The 16,538-nt window shown below is 67.6% G+C and carries 14 protein-coding genes; 10 read left to right on the top strand and 4 right to left on the bottom strand.

Annotation, left to right across the window (positions count from 1 at the left end):
• Positions 1-31: 31 nt before the first annotated feature.
• Complete coding sequence (locus GNX95_RS20965; protein ID WP_163509096.1) at positions 32-664, top strand: peptidoglycan recognition protein family protein; 633 nt, start codon at positions 32-34, stop codon at positions 662-664.
• Here the strand turns inward: GNX95_RS20965 and GNX95_RS20960 are convergent.
• A complete protein-coding gene (locus GNX95_RS20960; RefSeq protein ID WP_163509095.1) occupies positions 657-2,378 on the bottom strand; it encodes a sigma-70 family RNA polymerase sigma factor in 1,722 nt (573 codons plus the stop codon). The genes GNX95_RS20965 and GNX95_RS20960 overlap by 8 nt on opposite strands.
• A 139-nt stretch (positions 2,379-2,517) precedes the next feature.
• Between GNX95_RS20960 and GNX95_RS20955 the strand changes: the two genes are divergently transcribed.
• From GNX95_RS20955 to GNX95_RS20935, 5 genes are all read left to right on the top strand, one after another.
• Positions 2,518-3,102 carry a hypothetical protein gene (locus GNX95_RS20955; protein WP_163509094.1) on the top strand — a complete coding sequence of 195 codons (585 nt, stop codon included), beginning with the start codon at positions 2,518-2,520 and terminating at the stop codon, positions 3,100-3,102.
• 46 nt (positions 3,103-3,148) lie between these two features.
• On the top strand, positions 3,149-3,535 hold the full coding sequence (locus GNX95_RS20950) for a hypothetical protein (RefSeq protein ID WP_163509093.1): 387 nt from the start codon (positions 3,149-3,151) through the stop codon (positions 3,533-3,535).
• Complete coding sequence (locus GNX95_RS20945; protein ID WP_163509092.1) at positions 3,436-4,191, top strand: alpha/beta fold hydrolase; 756 nt, start codon at positions 3,436-3,438, stop codon at positions 4,189-4,191. The genes GNX95_RS20950 and GNX95_RS20945 overlap by 100 nt, the downstream gene beginning before the upstream one ends.
• On the top strand, positions 4,181-4,486 hold the full coding sequence (locus GNX95_RS20940) for an alpha/beta hydrolase (protein ID WP_163509091.1): 306 nt from the start codon (positions 4,181-4,183) through the stop codon (positions 4,484-4,486). Before GNX95_RS20945 ends, GNX95_RS20940 begins: the two co-directional genes overlap by 11 nt.
• Positions 4,487-4,636: 150 nt before the next feature.
• On the top strand, positions 4,637-6,703 hold the full coding sequence (locus tag GNX95_RS20935; RefSeq protein WP_163509090.1) for a hypothetical protein: 2,067 nt from the start codon (positions 4,637-4,639) through the stop codon (positions 6,701-6,703).
• On the opposite strand, the gene GNX95_RS20930 is transcribed toward GNX95_RS20935, so the two are convergent.
• The 3 genes from GNX95_RS20930 to GNX95_RS20920 form a co-directional block, all read right to left on the bottom strand.
• Positions 6,690-7,511 (bottom strand): helix-turn-helix transcriptional regulator, encoded by an 822-nt coding sequence (locus tag GNX95_RS20930; RefSeq protein WP_163509089.1) that lies wholly within the window; start codon positions 7,509-7,511, stop codon positions 6,690-6,692. The two genes, GNX95_RS20935 and GNX95_RS20930, sit on opposite strands and share 14 nt — an antisense overlap.
• Before the next feature lie 75 nt (positions 7,512-7,586).
• Complete coding sequence (locus tag GNX95_RS20925; protein ID WP_163509088.1) at positions 7,587-10,025, bottom strand: DUF4091 domain-containing protein; 2,439 nt, start codon at positions 10,023-10,025, stop codon at positions 7,587-7,589.
• Between the two features lie 13 nt (positions 10,026-10,038).
• The gene (locus GNX95_RS20920; RefSeq protein WP_163509087.1) at positions 10,039-11,385 is read right to left on the bottom strand and encodes a helix-turn-helix domain-containing protein; all 1,347 of its coding nucleotides are present in this window, start codon (positions 11,383-11,385) and stop codon (positions 10,039-10,041) included.
• 184 nt (positions 11,386-11,569) lie between these two features.
• On the opposite strand from GNX95_RS20920, the gene GNX95_RS20915 reads away from it, so the two are divergent.
• The 4 genes from GNX95_RS20915 to GNX95_RS20900 are packed head-to-tail and all read left to right on the top strand — an operon-like array spanning position 11,570 to position 16,350.
• The gene (locus tag GNX95_RS20915) at positions 11,570-13,090 is read left to right on the top strand and encodes a sodium:solute symporter family protein (RefSeq protein WP_163509086.1); all 1,521 of its coding nucleotides are present in this window, start codon (positions 11,570-11,572) and stop codon (positions 13,088-13,090) included.
• Positions 13,087-14,328, top strand: a complete 1,242-nt coding sequence (locus GNX95_RS20910; protein ID WP_163509085.1) for an AGE family epimerase/isomerase — start codon at positions 13,087-13,089, stop codon at positions 14,326-14,328. Before GNX95_RS20915 ends, GNX95_RS20910 begins: the two co-directional genes overlap by 4 nt.
• On the top strand, positions 14,325-15,080 hold the full coding sequence (locus GNX95_RS20905) for a sugar isomerase domain-containing protein (protein WP_163509084.1): 756 nt from the start codon (positions 14,325-14,327) through the stop codon (positions 15,078-15,080). The genes GNX95_RS20910 and GNX95_RS20905 overlap by 4 nt, the downstream gene beginning before the upstream one ends.
• Before the next feature lie 10 nt (positions 15,081-15,090).
• Positions 15,091-16,350 (top strand): alkaline ceramidase, encoded by a 1,260-nt coding sequence (locus GNX95_RS20900; RefSeq protein WP_163509083.1) that lies wholly within the window; start codon positions 15,091-15,093, stop codon positions 16,348-16,350.
• The last annotated feature ends 188 nt before the right edge of the window (positions 16,351-16,538 follow it).

The following is a 16,538-nucleotide window of genomic DNA, read 5'->3' as shown; positions in this document are numbered from 1 at the left end:
TGTTGTATGTCTCGATCGCACACTTCGTCCTATGAATACCAGTCGTCGTAGTTTCCTACTTGGTGCCGGCGCCGCCATCGCCGGTCTCGCCCTGCCGGCGGGCGCTCAGGCCGCCACGACACCGCGGATCTACAGCTGCGCGGAGTGGGGTGCGCGGCCGCCGGCGGATCCGCTCGTGACGCTCAACCATCCGGCCAACCGGATCCTGGTCCACCACGTCGCGAGCCCGAACAGCACCGACTATTCGCTGGCGCACGCGTTCCAGCTCGCGCGCGACGAGCAGGCCGACCACATCGACAACAACGGCTGGTCGGACACCGGCCAGCACTTCACGATCAGCCGCGGCGGCTATGACCTGGAAGGCCGGCACGGCAGCCTCGACGCGCTGCGCGGCGGCCGGACGATGATCCGCGGCGCGCACTGTCCCGGCCAGAACGACAACGCCATCGGCATCGAGAACGAAGGCACCTACATGACCGTCGAACCGCCGGCGGCACAGTGGAACGCGCTGATCACGATGTGCGCGTACGTCTGCCACCAGTACGGCATCTCACCGGACGAGATCAAGGGACATCGCGACTACTACAACACGCTCTGTCCCGGCGACAAGCTCTACGCGAAGCTGCCGGCACTCCGCGACGCCGTACGCGCGGCGCTCACTTGAAAGTGTTCCCGCCCGGCGCCGGCAGCCGGATCTGACGGTAGGACGTCGCGGAGTCGGCGACCCACCAGGTGACTCCGGTCGCGTCGCCGCCCTCGACAACGCACGTGCCGTCGAGCGCACGCCGCAGCAAACCTGGGCTGAGACGCTGACTTGCGCCCCTGAAGGTGCTGCCGTGATCGTGGCTGGCCAGCACCTTCCCATCCGAGCCGGTGCCGACCATCAGCAACGTTCCGTCGGCGAGCGCACACGCGCCGCTTTGCCTGGTGGCTGTCTCGCTGGTCGCCGTATGCCAGGTCCGGCCGCCGTCCAGCGAACTCATCACCGAGGTGGTCCGGCCGTCGAACGGCTGGACCACGATGTAGACGTACGATCCGTTGACGGCCAACCAAAAACTGTTCGTGGTCCGGCTCGACAACGGACGCGTCGACCAGCTCCTGCCGCCGTCGAGACTGTAGTCCTCCGCCTCCCCGGTCTTGAGCCAGATCGAGTTTCCGTTGCGTACCACATTCTGCGGATCGCCATCCGTCCTGTGTGGGGGAACGCCGGTCAGCGCGTGGTGGACACCAGTCGCCGGATCCACGACCATCGGATCGCAGGAGCCGTCGACGCAGGCCACCGTCACCGGCCAGCCGGCCGGCGCGGCGGTCAGCGGCTCACCGAGCCCCAGCGCCGGTGGCGGCACCCTGTTGACCGGCCAGGACGGCGACCCAGCCTTCAGCTTCCCCATCGTCCAGTGCCGGCCGCCGTCTTTGGTGAGATAGGGACCCAGCAGTACGGTCCGTGGCGCCAGCAGGACCGGCTCGTACGCACCGCCGGCCCACCGGTTCACCGCGTCCGGCAGCTGCAGCGTGGTCCAGTGCTGGCCGCCGTCGACCGTGTTGGCCAGCGCCCATCGCTTCGATTTTAGTTGTACGAGGCCGAAAAACGTACGCCCGTCGACCGGCATCACGGTCGGCATCTTCAGCGCGCCGGCGGCCGAGACGACCACGCCATCGAGCCGCTCGGCCGGCAGCTGCCGGGCCGGCACGAAACCGAGCAGGATCACGATGCTCGCCGCGATCGCCCCGATCGCCCCGAGTCCACCGGCCAGGCCGGCACGCCGGCGCAGCTGCCGCTGCCGGCCGCGCCGGAAGGCCGCCGGCAGGTCCGGTGAGCCGGCCGCCGCGACCACGTCACCGCGCACCTGGTCGACCGTCGCCGCCACATCCGGCCGCAGGTCGTCGACCGTCTCGTCGATCATTGCGTGCAGTGCTGCGCGCCCGCGCGACAACCGTGCCTTGATCGTGCCGACCGGCGCTCCGACCGCCGCCGCGATCTCCTCCAGCGACTGGTCGGCGAAGTGAAACCGTACGAGCGCCTCGCGCTGCGCCGCCGGCAGCTTGTTCAACGCGCGGACGAGCGCGACACGGTCCGGCGACGGCGGCAGCGGGCCGTCCAGCCTGGCCTGCTCCAGCTGGAGCCGCTCCGCCAGCCGCTGCTCGCGGCGCCACCGCCCGCGCGCCACGTTGCGGGCGATCGTGTAGACGTACGCCTCTGGACTGTCGGCGCCTAGTGTCCGCGCGGGCTGGGCCGTGGCGCGCGCGAACGCCTCCTGGACGGCGTCCTGCGCCTCGCCGAGATCGCCGGTGAACGCGTAGACACCGGCCACCAGCCGCGAGTACGACGCCTTGAACAGGTCCTCCAACGTCGCGCCGGCATTGTCCTCGCGCTCCATCCGGCGCCTCCCCTTCCTCGATGACCCCTGTCCCTAGCTTGAGTGCGTGTTCGCGCGCGAGGTTGCATGTCTCAAATTAGGACATCGGCCGGCTCCGATCTGCGGTCAGCTGGAGACACAGCTCGCGAGAGGAGTGCCGATGTCCGAGTCGCCGTTGACGGCACGGCAGCTGCGCAGCGAGGAGGCCGCGGTGCTCGCCGACCTCGCGGCCATCTACGACGACCTGCGGTTCGTGCTCGGCTGTTGCGAGCGCCTGCTCGCCGACCGCCAGGACCCGGTGGTCGCGGAGTCGCTGTGGGTCGCGGCGCTGTCGACGTACGCGCGTTGCTTCCGTGACAGGAAAAGCGCGTTGTCGGCCAGGGACGTGGCCGACACACCGCTCAAAGGTGAGGTGGCGCAGTGGCACGAGCTGCTCGGCAAGCTGCGTGACTTCGTCGTGGACGACGTCGCCAACCTGCGCGAGGAATATTTCGTCGGTGTCTCGGAAACTCCGGCAGGCAAGCCGGCCGGCATCGTGGTCACCTCGATCCCCCGGCCGACCGTCGACGAGACGACCGTACGGCAGACCGGACGGCTCGCGTACGAGCTGAGTGTGGTGGTCGACAACCGGATCAAGGAACAGACCGAAAAGGTCTTCGACGGCGCGCGCCAGCTCACCGCCAAGGAGTTTGCCAAGCTCTCGCCGATCGACGTCGACTGGTCGCCGACGATGTCGTGTCAATAAAGCAAACCGTACGCTGCTGTTCTTTCCTTGGCGCGAAGGAGCGGCCGTGCGTACGTTGGGACTGGCGATGGCGGCGCTGGTCATCGCGGGTGTGGCCGTGCCGGGCGCGGCGAGCGCGGCGCCGACGATCGACTGGAAGCCATGCGCGGACGCTCCGCTGATCGACTGCGGCAGCCTGGCCGTACCGCTGGACTATCGCGATCCACGCGGCCAGACAGTCAAACTCGCGTTGGAGCGACACAAAGCCGGCGACCAGGCGCACAAGATCGGCAGCCTGTTCGTCAACCCCGGCGGCCCCGGTGGGTCCGGCCGGCCGGCGGCGCGCTCCCGACCGTGCCGCTCAGCTCCGGCGACATCGCCGACACATTGGCCGCCACCAGGAAATACACCAGTTCCTGCGGGAAAAACGCCGGCCCGGTCGTCGGCCACATGACTACGCTCAACGTGGCCACAGACCTCGATCTGATGCGCCAGGCGGTCGGTGACCGGAAGCTGTCGTATGTCGGTTTCTCGTACGGCACGCTGATCGGCGCCACCTACACCAACCTGTTTCCCGACAAGGTGCGCGCGCTGGCGCTCGACGGCCCGGTCGACGCCGACCGGCGTACCAACGACCGCATTGCCAACAAACTGGACCGCGCCAATGGCTTCGAGACCGCGCTCAACGGCATGCTGAGCGCCTGCCAGGCGGCCGGCACCGCGTGCCCGCTCTTCGGCGGATCGCTGACAGCGCGGCAAAAATTCGACCGGCTGCGCGAGCGCCTGCGCGGTGGACCGCTGCCGACCGGCGGCACGAGCGTCGTGACGATCTCCAGCTTCACCAATGGCGTCATCAGCGCGCTTTACAGCCTCGACCGGCTCAAGCCACTGACCGCCGAGCTGCGACGCGTCTACGACCTCTCCGATGCTCACCGAACGCCGGTCCGGACCAAGCGCGGACGGACCGTACTCGCACAACAGCACCGACAGCTTCTTTGGTGTCAACTGCCTCGACGCGCCGATGCCGCGCGATCCGGCGAAATATCCGGCGCTGGCCGCCACCTTCGAGACGGCGAACCGCGACTTCGGTCGCTCGGAGGTGTTCAGTGAGTTGGCCTGCGCGACCTGGCCGGCGGTGGCAGACGCCCGCTACGCCGGCCCATGGGACCGGCGGACGTCGGCTCCGCTGCTGGTGATCGGCCAGACGTACGATCCGGCGACACCGTACTCGATGGCCACACATCTGACCGCAGAGCTCGGCAACGCGCGGCTGCTGACCATCGACGGTTTCGGCCACTGTTCGCAGGCGAGCGTCTGCGCTGCCAAGGCCAGGGAAAAATATCTGCTGACGCGGCAGTTGCCTGATCCTGGCGCGCGCTGTGGCCAGGACACGGCGCCGTTCTGACGCGTACGGCCACTTTGCGGCGGATAGAGCGCTAGGGCCCGTTTGCCGAAGAAATCTGACCTGATCGGGTCGTGCGCTTGTCCGACGACACTGACACCTGTCACTATTTTCGATCTACGGGATTTATCTTCGATATCTCGGAGGTTGAGAATGCGCCAGCTTCGGCTCGGCTCACGTATCGTCGCGGCGGCCTCGGGGGCCGCCGTGATGGCGACCACCGCGCTGACCGTGCTCACCGGACCAGCGCCGGCACAGGCGGACTTTCCGCGCCACCGCGCCCATTCGGCCGCGGAGGTCGCCGCGCACGTGGTGCCGCCAGGAGGCATCAAGACGGCGATGACCGGCGGAAACACCGTCGGCGCGTCGCTGCGGGAGGCGAGGCCGCGAAAGGACGGCTATCGGCACGTCGACACGCCACGGCTGATCCAGCGGCTGCGGTCGGTGCACGCCAACACGTACACCTTCGGCATCTGGGACTCGCCGACCGACTGGGACGACCTGGTCAAGGAGTTCGCGCCGGCGGCGCAGCGTGCCGGCATCCGGATCATGGTCTATCTGGTGCCGCCGTCCGAGTGCGCCAACGGCACCCCGCTGGCCTCGCGGGGCAAGTGTTCGCGGCCGTACCTGCTCGACTTCGTCAAGTGGGCCACCGAAATCGCGACGCTGTCGCGGCAGCGGCCCAACGTGGTGGCGTGGGCCATCGACGACTTCGTGGTCGGTGACAACGCAAAGCTGTTCACCCCTGACTACATGCAGCAGATCGTCGATGCCGCGGACGCGATCAACCCCGACCTCGGTTTCTACACGACCGCCTACTACAACGAGGCGACCGGCACCAGTTTCTACGACCGCTACGGCCCGTACATCGACGGCATCATCCATCCGTATCTCGGCGGTGCCAGCACGCAGGACGCCACCGAGGTCGGGCGGGTCATCGACACGATTCGCACGCACACCGTGCCGCGGGGTCTCGGCCTGATTTTCCTGATCTACACCGGACGATTCCTCGACGCGGCGGTGTCGCCGACCGAGTCCTATGTGTACGCCGCGATGCGAGCGGCCGCGCCGTACGCGGCCGACGGACGGATCCAGGGTCAGGTCGCCTACGGCATGCCGGTCGACGACAAGCCGGCGATGAGCTCGGACGACCACGCGAGGACCGGCGCCGGCCGGCTCGCGTTCACGCTGTCGCCCGGCTCCGGCACACAGGGCGGCAACTACGCCCAGGCGACCCAGGTCGTCAACGTCGACCCGAACGCGCCATCGTACCGGCTGGATTTCTTTGACCTGGACCGCTATGCGAACGTGCCGGAAGGCGTCGGCTATCACTTCAAGCAGGTGCTGGTGGACGGCGAAGTGGCCTGGCAGTCCGACGTCGAGGACGACGGCGGCTTCAGCTGGCAGCACCGCTCGGTCGACCTGGCCGCCGCGCTCCGCGGGAAAACCAAGGCAACACTGGCCTTCCGGCTGTACGAACGCAACGGTGTCGGCAGTTTTCCGCTCAACGTGAGCATCGACGACGTACGCGCCACCGGTTTTTCCGTACGCAATGCCGGTTTCGAGAACACGTCGGCATGGACTCTGTCAGCCGACAATGAGCAGCTGCACCCGCTGATCGACGTGTACGCGCCGGACCGGCCGGCTCGGATCCGCGCCGCGATCGCCGCGAGTTACGGCAACCTGCGCTATGCGCCGGCGCCGATCCGGCCCAGCAAGGCCGGAAACGACGCGATGTATGGCCACGGACGGCTGTCGCTCTCGGTCGCGCCACACACCGCCACGACCGCCGGCAGCTGTGCCTCGGCGAGCCAGGTGGTGCGGGTCGACCCACGGTCGCCGCGCTATGAGATCTCGTTTTGGCACATCGACCAGTGGGACGGTCCGCCGTCGCGCCGGGACACCCAGATCAAGATGTTCAAGGTGGACGGCCAGGACGTGTTCGTCCGCGACACGCTCGACCCGTGGCAGTATCTCTGGATGAACGGCCACGACTGGCAGGGGCCAATCGACATTTCCGAGCTGGTGCGTGGAAAGAGCAGCGTGACGCTGACTTTCGCACTCTGTGAGAAGAAAGCCGTCACCGACTTTCCGGTCGACGTCGGCTTCGACAACATCGAGAGCATCGGCCTGGACATCCGCAACCCCGGTTTCGACTATCCGGGAGCCTGGAAGCTGAGCAGCGACGGAGGCGCACGCGCCGACATCAAGATCGCCTAGAGTCAGTGCGGCACGCTCGTTCCTGGTCTTGGCATTGCCGAGACGGGGAACGAGCGTTTTGCCGCAGTATTCCCATCGACTGGGCGCGGAGCACGGCGCCGAGGCGGTCGCGTACGCCGAGCTTGCGATAGATCCGCTCGACATGTTTGTGCACCGTACGTACGGAAATGCGCAACCGCCGCGCGATCGTCGCGGCCGGCAGAGTGTCGGCCAGCAACAGCAGGACCGCTATTTCCCGGGTCGTCAACGTGTGGTCGTCGGCAACCGCCTTGCCATCGCCTCGCCAACCGCGGATCAGCCGGTCGTGCTCGTCGATGCCGCACAGCAGCGGCTGGATCGCTGTCAGATAAGGCAAAGCTCGCCGCTCGTGGATGGCGGGAATGTCGATCACCAGTCCACGCACCACGCCAGCGACCGATCTGACCGCGAGGCCGTACGAGTCGATGGCGCCAAACGCGTCACGCGCGAGCGCGAAACTCTCCGTACGCCGCCATCGCGATCCGAGCAGCAGGCCGGCGCTGACCGGGGCTTTCTCGGTGGCCGTCGCGAAATGCCGCGCCAGCGGATGCCGCAGCTCGATCTGGCGGCTGTGCAGGCCGCGTAGCCACTCGCCGGCAACCTCCGTCGGCCAATGCGTCAGCAGCCGGCCTTTTCCGGCCGGCAGATCCGCATCGGTCATCAACACCAGCGCACCGGGAAACGCCGCACCGACGTGCGCGACCACCGACCGCCACGGACTGCGCCACTCCGCGTCGGCGAAAAGCTCCGCCGCGAGGCTGGTCATTCCGGCGTAGTCGCTGGCCCGCATCCGGCCATTCTTCCAGCCACCGCCGACGGGCACATCGGTCCGGCGGCGAGCGCAGAGTCAGACTTAAGTCGGAGCTTATCCAAGCCGCGCCGCGAGTTCACCGACGGCGGAGCGCCAATGCCGGTACGCGACCGGATCGCGGACGTACTGACGCTGGTCGGTCACCACGTCGTACGCGGACAACAGCCGCTCGGCGCGCGCTCGTGTGACCGGATCGACGTGACCGTGCGCCAACGCGTCCTTGAGAGTCACCAGCAAGTTGTAGTCTTCCAGGCCGTCGCGCAGATTCTGCAGCCGGATCGACGGCATCGGGCCGTCCGGTCCCGGATAGAGCAGCGATCCGTCACCGGCGACATCCCCCCAGGTGCGCGGATCCCAGCTGGACAGCGGTCCGTCGGCGAGCACCTGGTGGCCATACCAGCGGTCCACCCGGTAGTAGAGGAAGCCGTCCACATTGGACTGGTAAGACATCGGACCAAGCAGCGTCCGCAGCTGTCCGGGGTCATAGCCGACGAAGACGTTGGGACAGGGGTTGGCGACACCGGCGTGCAGATACCACCAGGCCTCCAGGCCCTCCTGATGTCGTTGCTGCACGACGGATGCCGAATACCACGGCACGTCGCGGACCCACCAGTCGACGAGGTTCGCGAGGCCGTTCTGCGTCCCCATCTGGTCGTCGATCGCGGTCGAGAGCACCTTCACGTCGGCAAACCGCAGCTTGAACCGGGTCAACACCTGTTTGATCAGTGGAAAATACTGCGCGGTGCTCTCGTCACAGCAATAGAGATAGGCCTTGCCGATCAGGCCGGCGGCGCGATATTGGTCGACAAACGGCTGGATACGGTCGAAAAGCCGGTCGGCCTGCGCGTCCCAGGTCGCTGGCTTGGTCAGGTCGAACAACCGCGGGTCGAAATACCAGATGTTGAACTGCCGCAGGCCGCCGATCTGCCGGAGCGACTCGACGCTCGGCGGGTCCGGCTCGTAGATGCTGCGATAGATGTTGTCCGGCTGCAGCTTGAACTGCGCGAGAAACCGTTGCTCGGTCTTGTTGAGCTCGGCGACCTGCGCCGGGTCGGTGACACCGTACGGCTCCGCGTATGCCTTGGGATCGCTGCCAATCGCCGTCCGCAACGCCGACCGGTCCGGAATCGTCACCGGCCAGACCTGGACGTCGAGCCGCGTCCGTTGCGGCGCGATGCCGGTCGCGGTCAGCTCGAGAATGAGATGGTAAGTGCCGGCGCGCGCCGCCGCCGGCACGTACACCTGCAGCCAGTACGCCTGGAAATCATCGCCGGCGACGTCGACCGCGGATCGGCTGGTGAGGATCGGATCCGGCGTCCAGCCGGCATACCAACTCGGCCGCCAGTCGGTCGGCGTGCCGGGCCGTGGCTGCACCGGGGGCGCCAGATTGACCGAGCCGACCGGATGCACCTGGACCGACAGACCGCGGCCGCCGATCGCGCGTACGGCCGCGTTTTTCAGGCCCAGACCGTAGGGAACGGCCACCAGCTGCACGTTTTCGTATTCACCGCGGGCAAGTTCGACGCGTCCGCCGGACCACGAACAGTGGCAGGGCAGATCGCGCGGATAGACCAGCGACATCGAGTCGGCGAAGCCGAGGCCGACCGGCGCGTACGGCCTGGCCGTCCTGGCCTGCGCACGACCGGCCAGCCGCGCGATCAGCCAATGATCGTTGGTCAGCTCGGCAAAGATCGACCGCGCGGTGTCGACGTCGTCACCGAGCGACGGGATCTTCCCTGCCAGATAAGAGATCCGCGACGCGAGGCCGTCGTACTGCGCGCGCAGCGCACCGTCTGGCTGCGCCGTCCCGGGTCGCAGCAACCGCCGGACTGTCGCCAAATCGCCGTGATCGCGCGCGGCCAGCGCCGGCAGACCCATCACACCGATGACTTTTGGCGCACTGGCAGCCTGCACAGCGGCCTCGTCTGCCGGAGTGTCGGCCAGCCGTACGTCATCGACGTAGAACGTCTTGGCGACCGGTCCACGGTCGGTGCTGATCTGCACCTGCAGGAGGTTGGCCAGGTCGACGCCGGCCGCGGCGATGTCGGCCGTACGCACCGAGAAAACCCGCACCGCGTACGCGCCAGCCGGCAGCGATCGTTGCAGATATTTGCCGGCTTTGTCGCGTACGACCAGGTAAATCGTCAACGGATCCGGATTGGCGCTGAAAACGGCGACCCGCAGATAGGCATGCGCGCGCCAGTCGGCCGGCGCGAGCGCGGTGCCGTTTTCCAGCCATACACGTGGAAAGACTCGACTGTCCTTGGATTCCGTGCTGGCCATGTCAAAACGCAACGAGCCGCCGCCGCTGGTCGCGAAAGCATCGCTGACCGCGGTGTGATCGCTGGACGCGGCGACCGTCACGCCGGTCAGGTCAGCGGTCTCGAAGTCCGCGAGCGGCACGTCGGCGGCCGCATACGCCGGCACACCGATCAGTGCGAGGACAAGGAAAAAGATGACGGCCAGCACCGGCCGCCGCGCCGTTTGGAACACCTCTGACTTCTCCTCAGCTGGACAGTGATTCCGGCGAGATCTTGGTCGGCAGTAAGCGAAACCGCAGCCGCGGCCGGCCGCCGCCGGGTGTCGGCTGCGCCGGCAGCGGCCACGCCAATCCGGCCTCCACCAACTGTTTGAGCATTCGCCGGCCGGTACGACCGGTCACCTCAAGCGCGGCGCTCACGTCCGCGACGTCCACGATCAGGTCGTCCGGATGCGCGGCGACGATCCGTTCCAACATCTGCTCGGCACGCGACTGCTCGCCGGCCGGCGCCGGCTCGCGCGGCGCGGAAGCCGACAGCACCAGCTGCCGGTCGCTGCCGTCCAGATAGACCGCCACGTCGCCGTGCCGCTCCAGGGCCGAGTCGAGTCCGGCGTACGCGTTGGCCTCGGCGTCGCGAGCGGTGTGGCCGACTCCGATGCCGACCGCCAGCGGCAGGCCGAGCTGTTGTTTCACCGCTGTCACGAAAGGCGCGTGGGTCAGATGGGAGGTGAGCGCGTCCAGACCGTCGTATGTCGTGGTAATGCCGAACTGGCCGTCACTTCTGCGAACAACGGTCGCACCGACCGCGCGTGCTTCGTCGAGCAGCATCCGATGCACCCCCAGCACCGCCTCCTGCTGCCAGTAGCTCGTGTGGCCGGCCAGCGATCCCTCGGTGACCACCTGCACCGCCAGCATCGCGATCTGCTGGCCTTCCAGTTTCGTGCCATAGCCGAGCAAAACCGCGGTCTCCAGCGCCTCGCGTACGGTGGCCGGCGTCGGGCGGATCCGCATCGCCGAAAACCCCTCGGCACGCAGTTGTTGCTCGACACCAAGGATCGTGGTCAGCGCCGTGGTCACCGTGCCCGATTCCAGCAGCGGCCGGTGGAAATCGGCGAATTCCAGGGCAGAAGCCGGATCCGTGTACGGCGAGCAACGCACCGCGGACGAGTCGACCTCGATCTCCGCGTACGCCTCCTCCACCGACTCGCGGCTGAGCGAGTCGATGCTGATCCTGGTCAGGTCCAGCTGGTCGTTGATGCGACCACGCAGCAATGTCGAATAGAGCGCGGCGCCGCTGAGCCGCACGTACGACGCCGGCACCGACAAATAGCCGGATTCCCGCGCCAGGTCGTAATGCCACGGACCGGAGAAAACCGCCGCGTCGATCCGGTCGGCGAGCCGGGCATAGCCGTCTGCGGCTTCGGCCACGTCGTCGTGCGCGGCCGGCAGGAAACGCACCGAGCGGCGCGGATCGCGCGCCAGCATCGCCTTGCCGGCGGCCATCATCGCGCGCACAGCCGTCCGCGGCCCGAACAGGCCGATCGCCATCTCCGGCGTACGCTCGCCAACCACCTGCAGATCCCGTTCCGCCACGATCTTCTCCTGCCACTGGTGTCCAAAACTGCCGCTTTGGACACCGATGAATGTGACGCATCGCGACCGTGTCGTCAAGATCTACTTGCTCTCTTGGCCTTGACAGGCGTCGGATCGGGCGACACGCTATCCGCATCCGATGCAAAAACGAGGCTTTAGGACAGCGGCTGCCGAGGAGGCCGACATGCACGTCCTGGACTGGACCGTCCTCGCCGCCTACTTCGTCGCGATGGTGTTCGTCGGTGTCTGGGCTCGGCGCCGGGTCCGTACGCCGGCCGACTTCTTCACCGCCGGTGGCCGGATGCCGGCCTGGCTGGCCGGCATCTCGCACCACATGTCCGGCTACAGCGCGGCGGTTTTCGTGGCGTACGCGGCAATTGCCTACACCAACGGCTTCGCGTTGTATGTCTGGTGGGCCGTGACGATCGCGATCGCCTGCACGGTCTGCGCCTTCGTCTTCGCGCCACGCTGGTCGCGGCTGCGCGACCGGCTGCACATCGTGTCGCCGCTGGAATATCTGGCCGTACGCTTCAACGTGCCGACGCAGCAGGTGATGGCCTGGAGCGGTGCGGTGCTCAAGGTTTTCGACGTTGGCGCGAAGTGGACGGCCAGCGCGGTGCTGCTGAACGTTTTCGCCGGCGTGCCGTTGGTGTGGGGGATCCTGCTGACCGGCGGCGTCACGCTGATCTACGCGACGGTCGGCGGGCTTTGGGCCGACGCGCTCACCGATTTCGGCCAGTTTCTCATCCAGCTGGTCGCCGGCGTCGTCATGTTCGTCATCGTGCTGGCGACGCTCGGTGGCGTGTCGGGCCTGTGGACGATCTGGCAGAAACTGCCGCCGGAGCACTCGAACCTGTTCAACGGCCAGTATTCGGCGTGGTTTTTCCTCGCGTACTGCCTGATCTCGACCGTTTCCTACAGCGGCGGCACCTGGAACCTGGCACAGCGGTTCATCGCCTCCCCGACCGGCTCGGCGGCGCGCCGCGCCAGCCTGTTCTCCGCCGCGCTCTACCTGGTGTGGCCGCTGGTCCTGTTCTTCCCGATGTGGGCCGCCCCGATCATCCTGCCGCACCTGGCCGATCCGACGCAGTCGTATGCGTTGCTGGCGACCAAACTCCTGCCGGCCGGCCTGATCGGCCTGGTGCTGGCCGGAATGTTCTCACACACCATGGCGATGACCTCGTCGGACGCAAACGCGATTTCGGCGGTGGTCGTACGCGACATCATTCCGGCGCTCACCCGGCGGCGCGATCTCAAGGAAAGCCGGCTGGAGCTGACCGCCGGCCGCGTCGCGACCGTACTTTTCATCGGCCTGTCCATGGTCATCGCACTCACCGCCGACTCCTTCGGCGGCGTGATCGGCCTGCTCATCCTGTGGTTCGGCGCGCTGGTCGGACCGATCGCGGTGCCGATGCTGCTGGGAATGCTTCGGCCGTTCCGCCGCTGCGGACCGGCAGCGGCGATCCTGTCCTGGGCCGCCGGGCTGGTCACCTTCGCACTGACCAAATACGTGCTGGCCAGCTGGATCAAGACTCTCGGCGACGCCAGCCAGGCGGTCACCGTCGCGGCGCCGATCGTGGTCTCCCTGTTGGTCTTCCTCGGCGTCGGTCTGGTCAAACCGTGGCATGACACGAAAGCGGACGCTCTGTTGGCCAGCCTGGACACCGACACTCCACCGACCGAAAAGGAAACCGTCACCGCATGACACCGCACGAACGGATCTCCGCCGCGGCAGCCGAAGATCTGCGCCACCTCAACGCGCAGGTGCTGCCGTGGTGGTTCGACAACGGCTCCGACGACGACCGCGGCGGCGTCTTCACCTGCTTCAGCAACGACGGCGAGCTGGTCTCCACCGACAAGTACACCTGGAGCCAGGGCCGCTGGGCCTGGCTGACCGGCGCCATCGCGACCTCCGACTTTCCGTTGTACGGTGCCGATAAGGCGGCCGAGCGAGCGGCACGTACGGCCGACTTCCTGGTTGCCAACGCCATCCTGCCCGACGACAGCACGATCTATCAGCTGACCGCCGACGGCCGGCCGGTCAAGCAGCCGGACGGCTCGCTGCACTCCAGCCTCTACGCGGACCTGTTCGTCGTGCTCGGCCTCGCCGGCGCCGCGGTCGGCAACACCGGCGATCCGCGTTGTCCACAGTGGACAGCCGTGGCGGCACAGCTGCTCGAGTCGGCCGGCCGGCGCGTACGCGACGGCGCGATCCGCACCGAGCCGTATCCGGTCCCAGACGGCATGACCAGTCTCGCCGTCGGCATGATGATGTTGAGCGCGGCCACCGCGCTTTTTCGCGCCACACAGGACAGCGCCGCGAAGGAGGTCGCACTTTCCCATGCCGACGAGCTGATCCGAGGTGCGGCCGACGCGGTGCCGGCGGATTTCGCGTATGCCGACCGGCGGCCGGCGGGCACGCTGATGGCCAGGCACCGCACGCCCGGACACGTGCTGGAGATGCTCTGGTTTCTGGTCGACACGGCCGACGCTTTACCGGAAATCAGGCCGAAACTCGGCGACTGGATGGTGCGCCGCGCGGTCGAGTCGTTGCGCCTGGGGTGGGACGAGCAGGACGGCGGCCTGTTCCGGTTCGTCGACCGCGACGGCGGACCACCGGTCGGCGACCGGATCGGTGTCGCGTACGAGGAGCTGGTCGACCGCACCTGGTCGACGAAACTTTGGTGGCCACACGCGGAGTCTCTGTATGCGACCGCGCTGCTGGCCAGTCGCTTCGAGTCGGGCGAGCTGATGGACTGGCACGACCGGATCCGCGACTACACCTACGCGACTTTTCCAGCGCCGCAAGGCCGTGAGTGGATCCAGATCCGCGACCGCCGCGGCGCTCCGCTCGACCAGGTGGTCGGCCTGCCGGTCAAGGACCCGTTCCACGTCGCCCGCGCCCTGCTGCTGTCCGCCAAGCTGCGGAAGGAAAACTCGTGAGGTCGCTCGGCCGCGGCTATCTCGACACGATCACCGGCCTGCTCACCCGGATCCTCGACGAGGAGGCGGCGGCGATCGACCGAGCCGCCGGCCTGCTGGCGGGGCAGATCAGCGCCGACCGGCTGGTGCACGTCTTCGGACCCGGCGGCCACTCCAACCTGGCCGCACAGGAGATCTTCTTCCGCGCCGGCGGCCTGATGCACGTGTCGGCGATCCTCGACGAAGGCACACTGTTGTCCAACGGCGCCCTGCGGTCGATGGCCATCGAGCGTACGCCCGGATATGGCCGCGTGGTCATCGAAAACTCCGGCCTCGGCGCGACAGACCTGCTGATCCTGGTCAACGCTTACGGCATCAACGCCGCGCTCATCGACGCGGCGCTGACGGCACGTGAGCGCGGCGTGCGGACAATCGGCGTGAGTTCTCGCGCACACGCGGAAAACACCGCGGCCGACCATCCGGCCCGCCATCCCACCAAGGCGAATCTGCACGACCTGGTCGAGGTCGCCATCGACACGAAAGTGCCGATCGGCGACGCGGTCGTCGAGGTGCCGGGAGTAAGCGAGCCGGTCGCAGCAGTGTCGACGTTTGCCAATGCGTACGCTCTCAACGTGCTTGTGTTGCGTACGCTGGAAAAACTCACCGAAAGCGGCGTCTCGCCACCGATTTGGCGCAGTGGCAACGCGTCCGGCGGCGACGAGGCCAACCGTGCCTTCGTCTCGCGGTTCACCGGCCGGGTCCGGTGGTTGTGAGCCGGCGCGGGTGAACGGCATCCCCGTCGGCGTCGCGGTCGAGGACGCGACGCCGGGCTGGCCGGTGCGCATGTCCGGATTCGCCGCACGATCAGAGCCGTCGACCGGTGTGCACGATCCGATTTCGGTGCGAGCGCTCGCGGTTGGCGACACTTGCGTGGTCGCGGCCGACGTGGTCGGCGTGGACGACCGGATGTCTGAGCGCATCCGCGCCGAGGCACCATTCGACTCCGACCGGATGGTGGTGACCGCGACGCACACGCACGGCGGTCCGGCCGTGATGACCGGCCGGCTCGGCGCCGTCGACGACAAGGCGGCCGATCTGGTCGTACGCGCCGGCGTACGCGCCGCGATCCGTGCCAGGCAACGACAACGGCCGGCGACGCTGGAGTTTGCCGATGCCGGCGCGCTGCCGATCGCGACCGACCGGCGGCGCGGCGGTCATCCGGACGCGGCGCGCCTGCGAGCGCTTCGCTGGACAGCGACCAGCGGCGAGACGATTGCGACGATCGCCAGTTATCCGTGCCATCCGGTCGTTCTCGGCGCCGACAATCGCCAGCTCACCGCCGATTATCCCGCCGCGCTGCGTGCTCAGCTGGAAGCGGCGTCGGGCGCGCCAGTGCTGTTTCTGACCGGCTGCGCCGGCGACATCAACACCGGTCACCTGGCCACGGCGTCGTACGCGACCGCTCCGACCGCCTCGCGGACTTTCGTTGAGGCGGAACGGATCGGCGGTGAGCTGGCGCGCGCGGTCGCGGACGCCGACTGGCGGCGCGTACCCGTGACCGGTCGCGCCAAGGCCGCGATCGAGCGGATTTCGTTGCAACTGCGTACGGTTGATGAGCTGTCACCAGCCGAGCTGGCTCAGCGATGGCGGGCCGAGTTGGTCGATGCCACACCGGGACAGGCCGCGGTGTTGCGCACCTGGATCGACTGGTCCGGCCGGCCCGGCGCCGGACGCGCCGGCGTCTGGAACGGTCGCGTGACAGCCTTCGGCTGGGGCGGCGTCAGCCTGGTTTTCCTTCCTGGCGAGCCGTTTCTGACGACCGGCACCGCGATCGAGAAGGCCTCCGCTGCACACGGTTGCATCGTCGCCGGCTATGCCGATGACTGTCCTGGCTATCTGCCGACCGCCGATGCGTACGACAGCGGCGGCTACGAAATCGATGCCGCACACCGCTATTACGGCATGCCGGCGCCGTTTGCACGCGGCAGCGCGGAAATCGTGGCCGCTGTCGCGACACGACTGCTCCGGAGGATCGAAGGCTAAACCAAGGGCTAGTGTAGTGCTAAATGTCTGTCTTGTGAAGTTTATCGATGGTGTGAATGTCGAGTTATTGGCGCTAGACGCAAGAAACAAAGGGTGGTTGGGTTGTCCGTTTGTCGGGTTGGGGGTGGTTGGGTTTCTGTTTGGTGCGTTGGGGAGGTGGTTGCGTCTCTTGGTTGTTGCGTTGGGTG

The sequence above is a fragment of the Fodinicola acaciae genome (assembly GCF_010993745.1).
GTDB lineage: Bacteria > Actinomycetota > Actinomycetes > Mycobacteriales > HKI-0501 > Fodinicola > Fodinicola acaciae.
The sequence above is the reverse complement of the archived record's forward strand: the minus strand, read 5'-3'. Positions and strand labels throughout refer to the sequence as shown.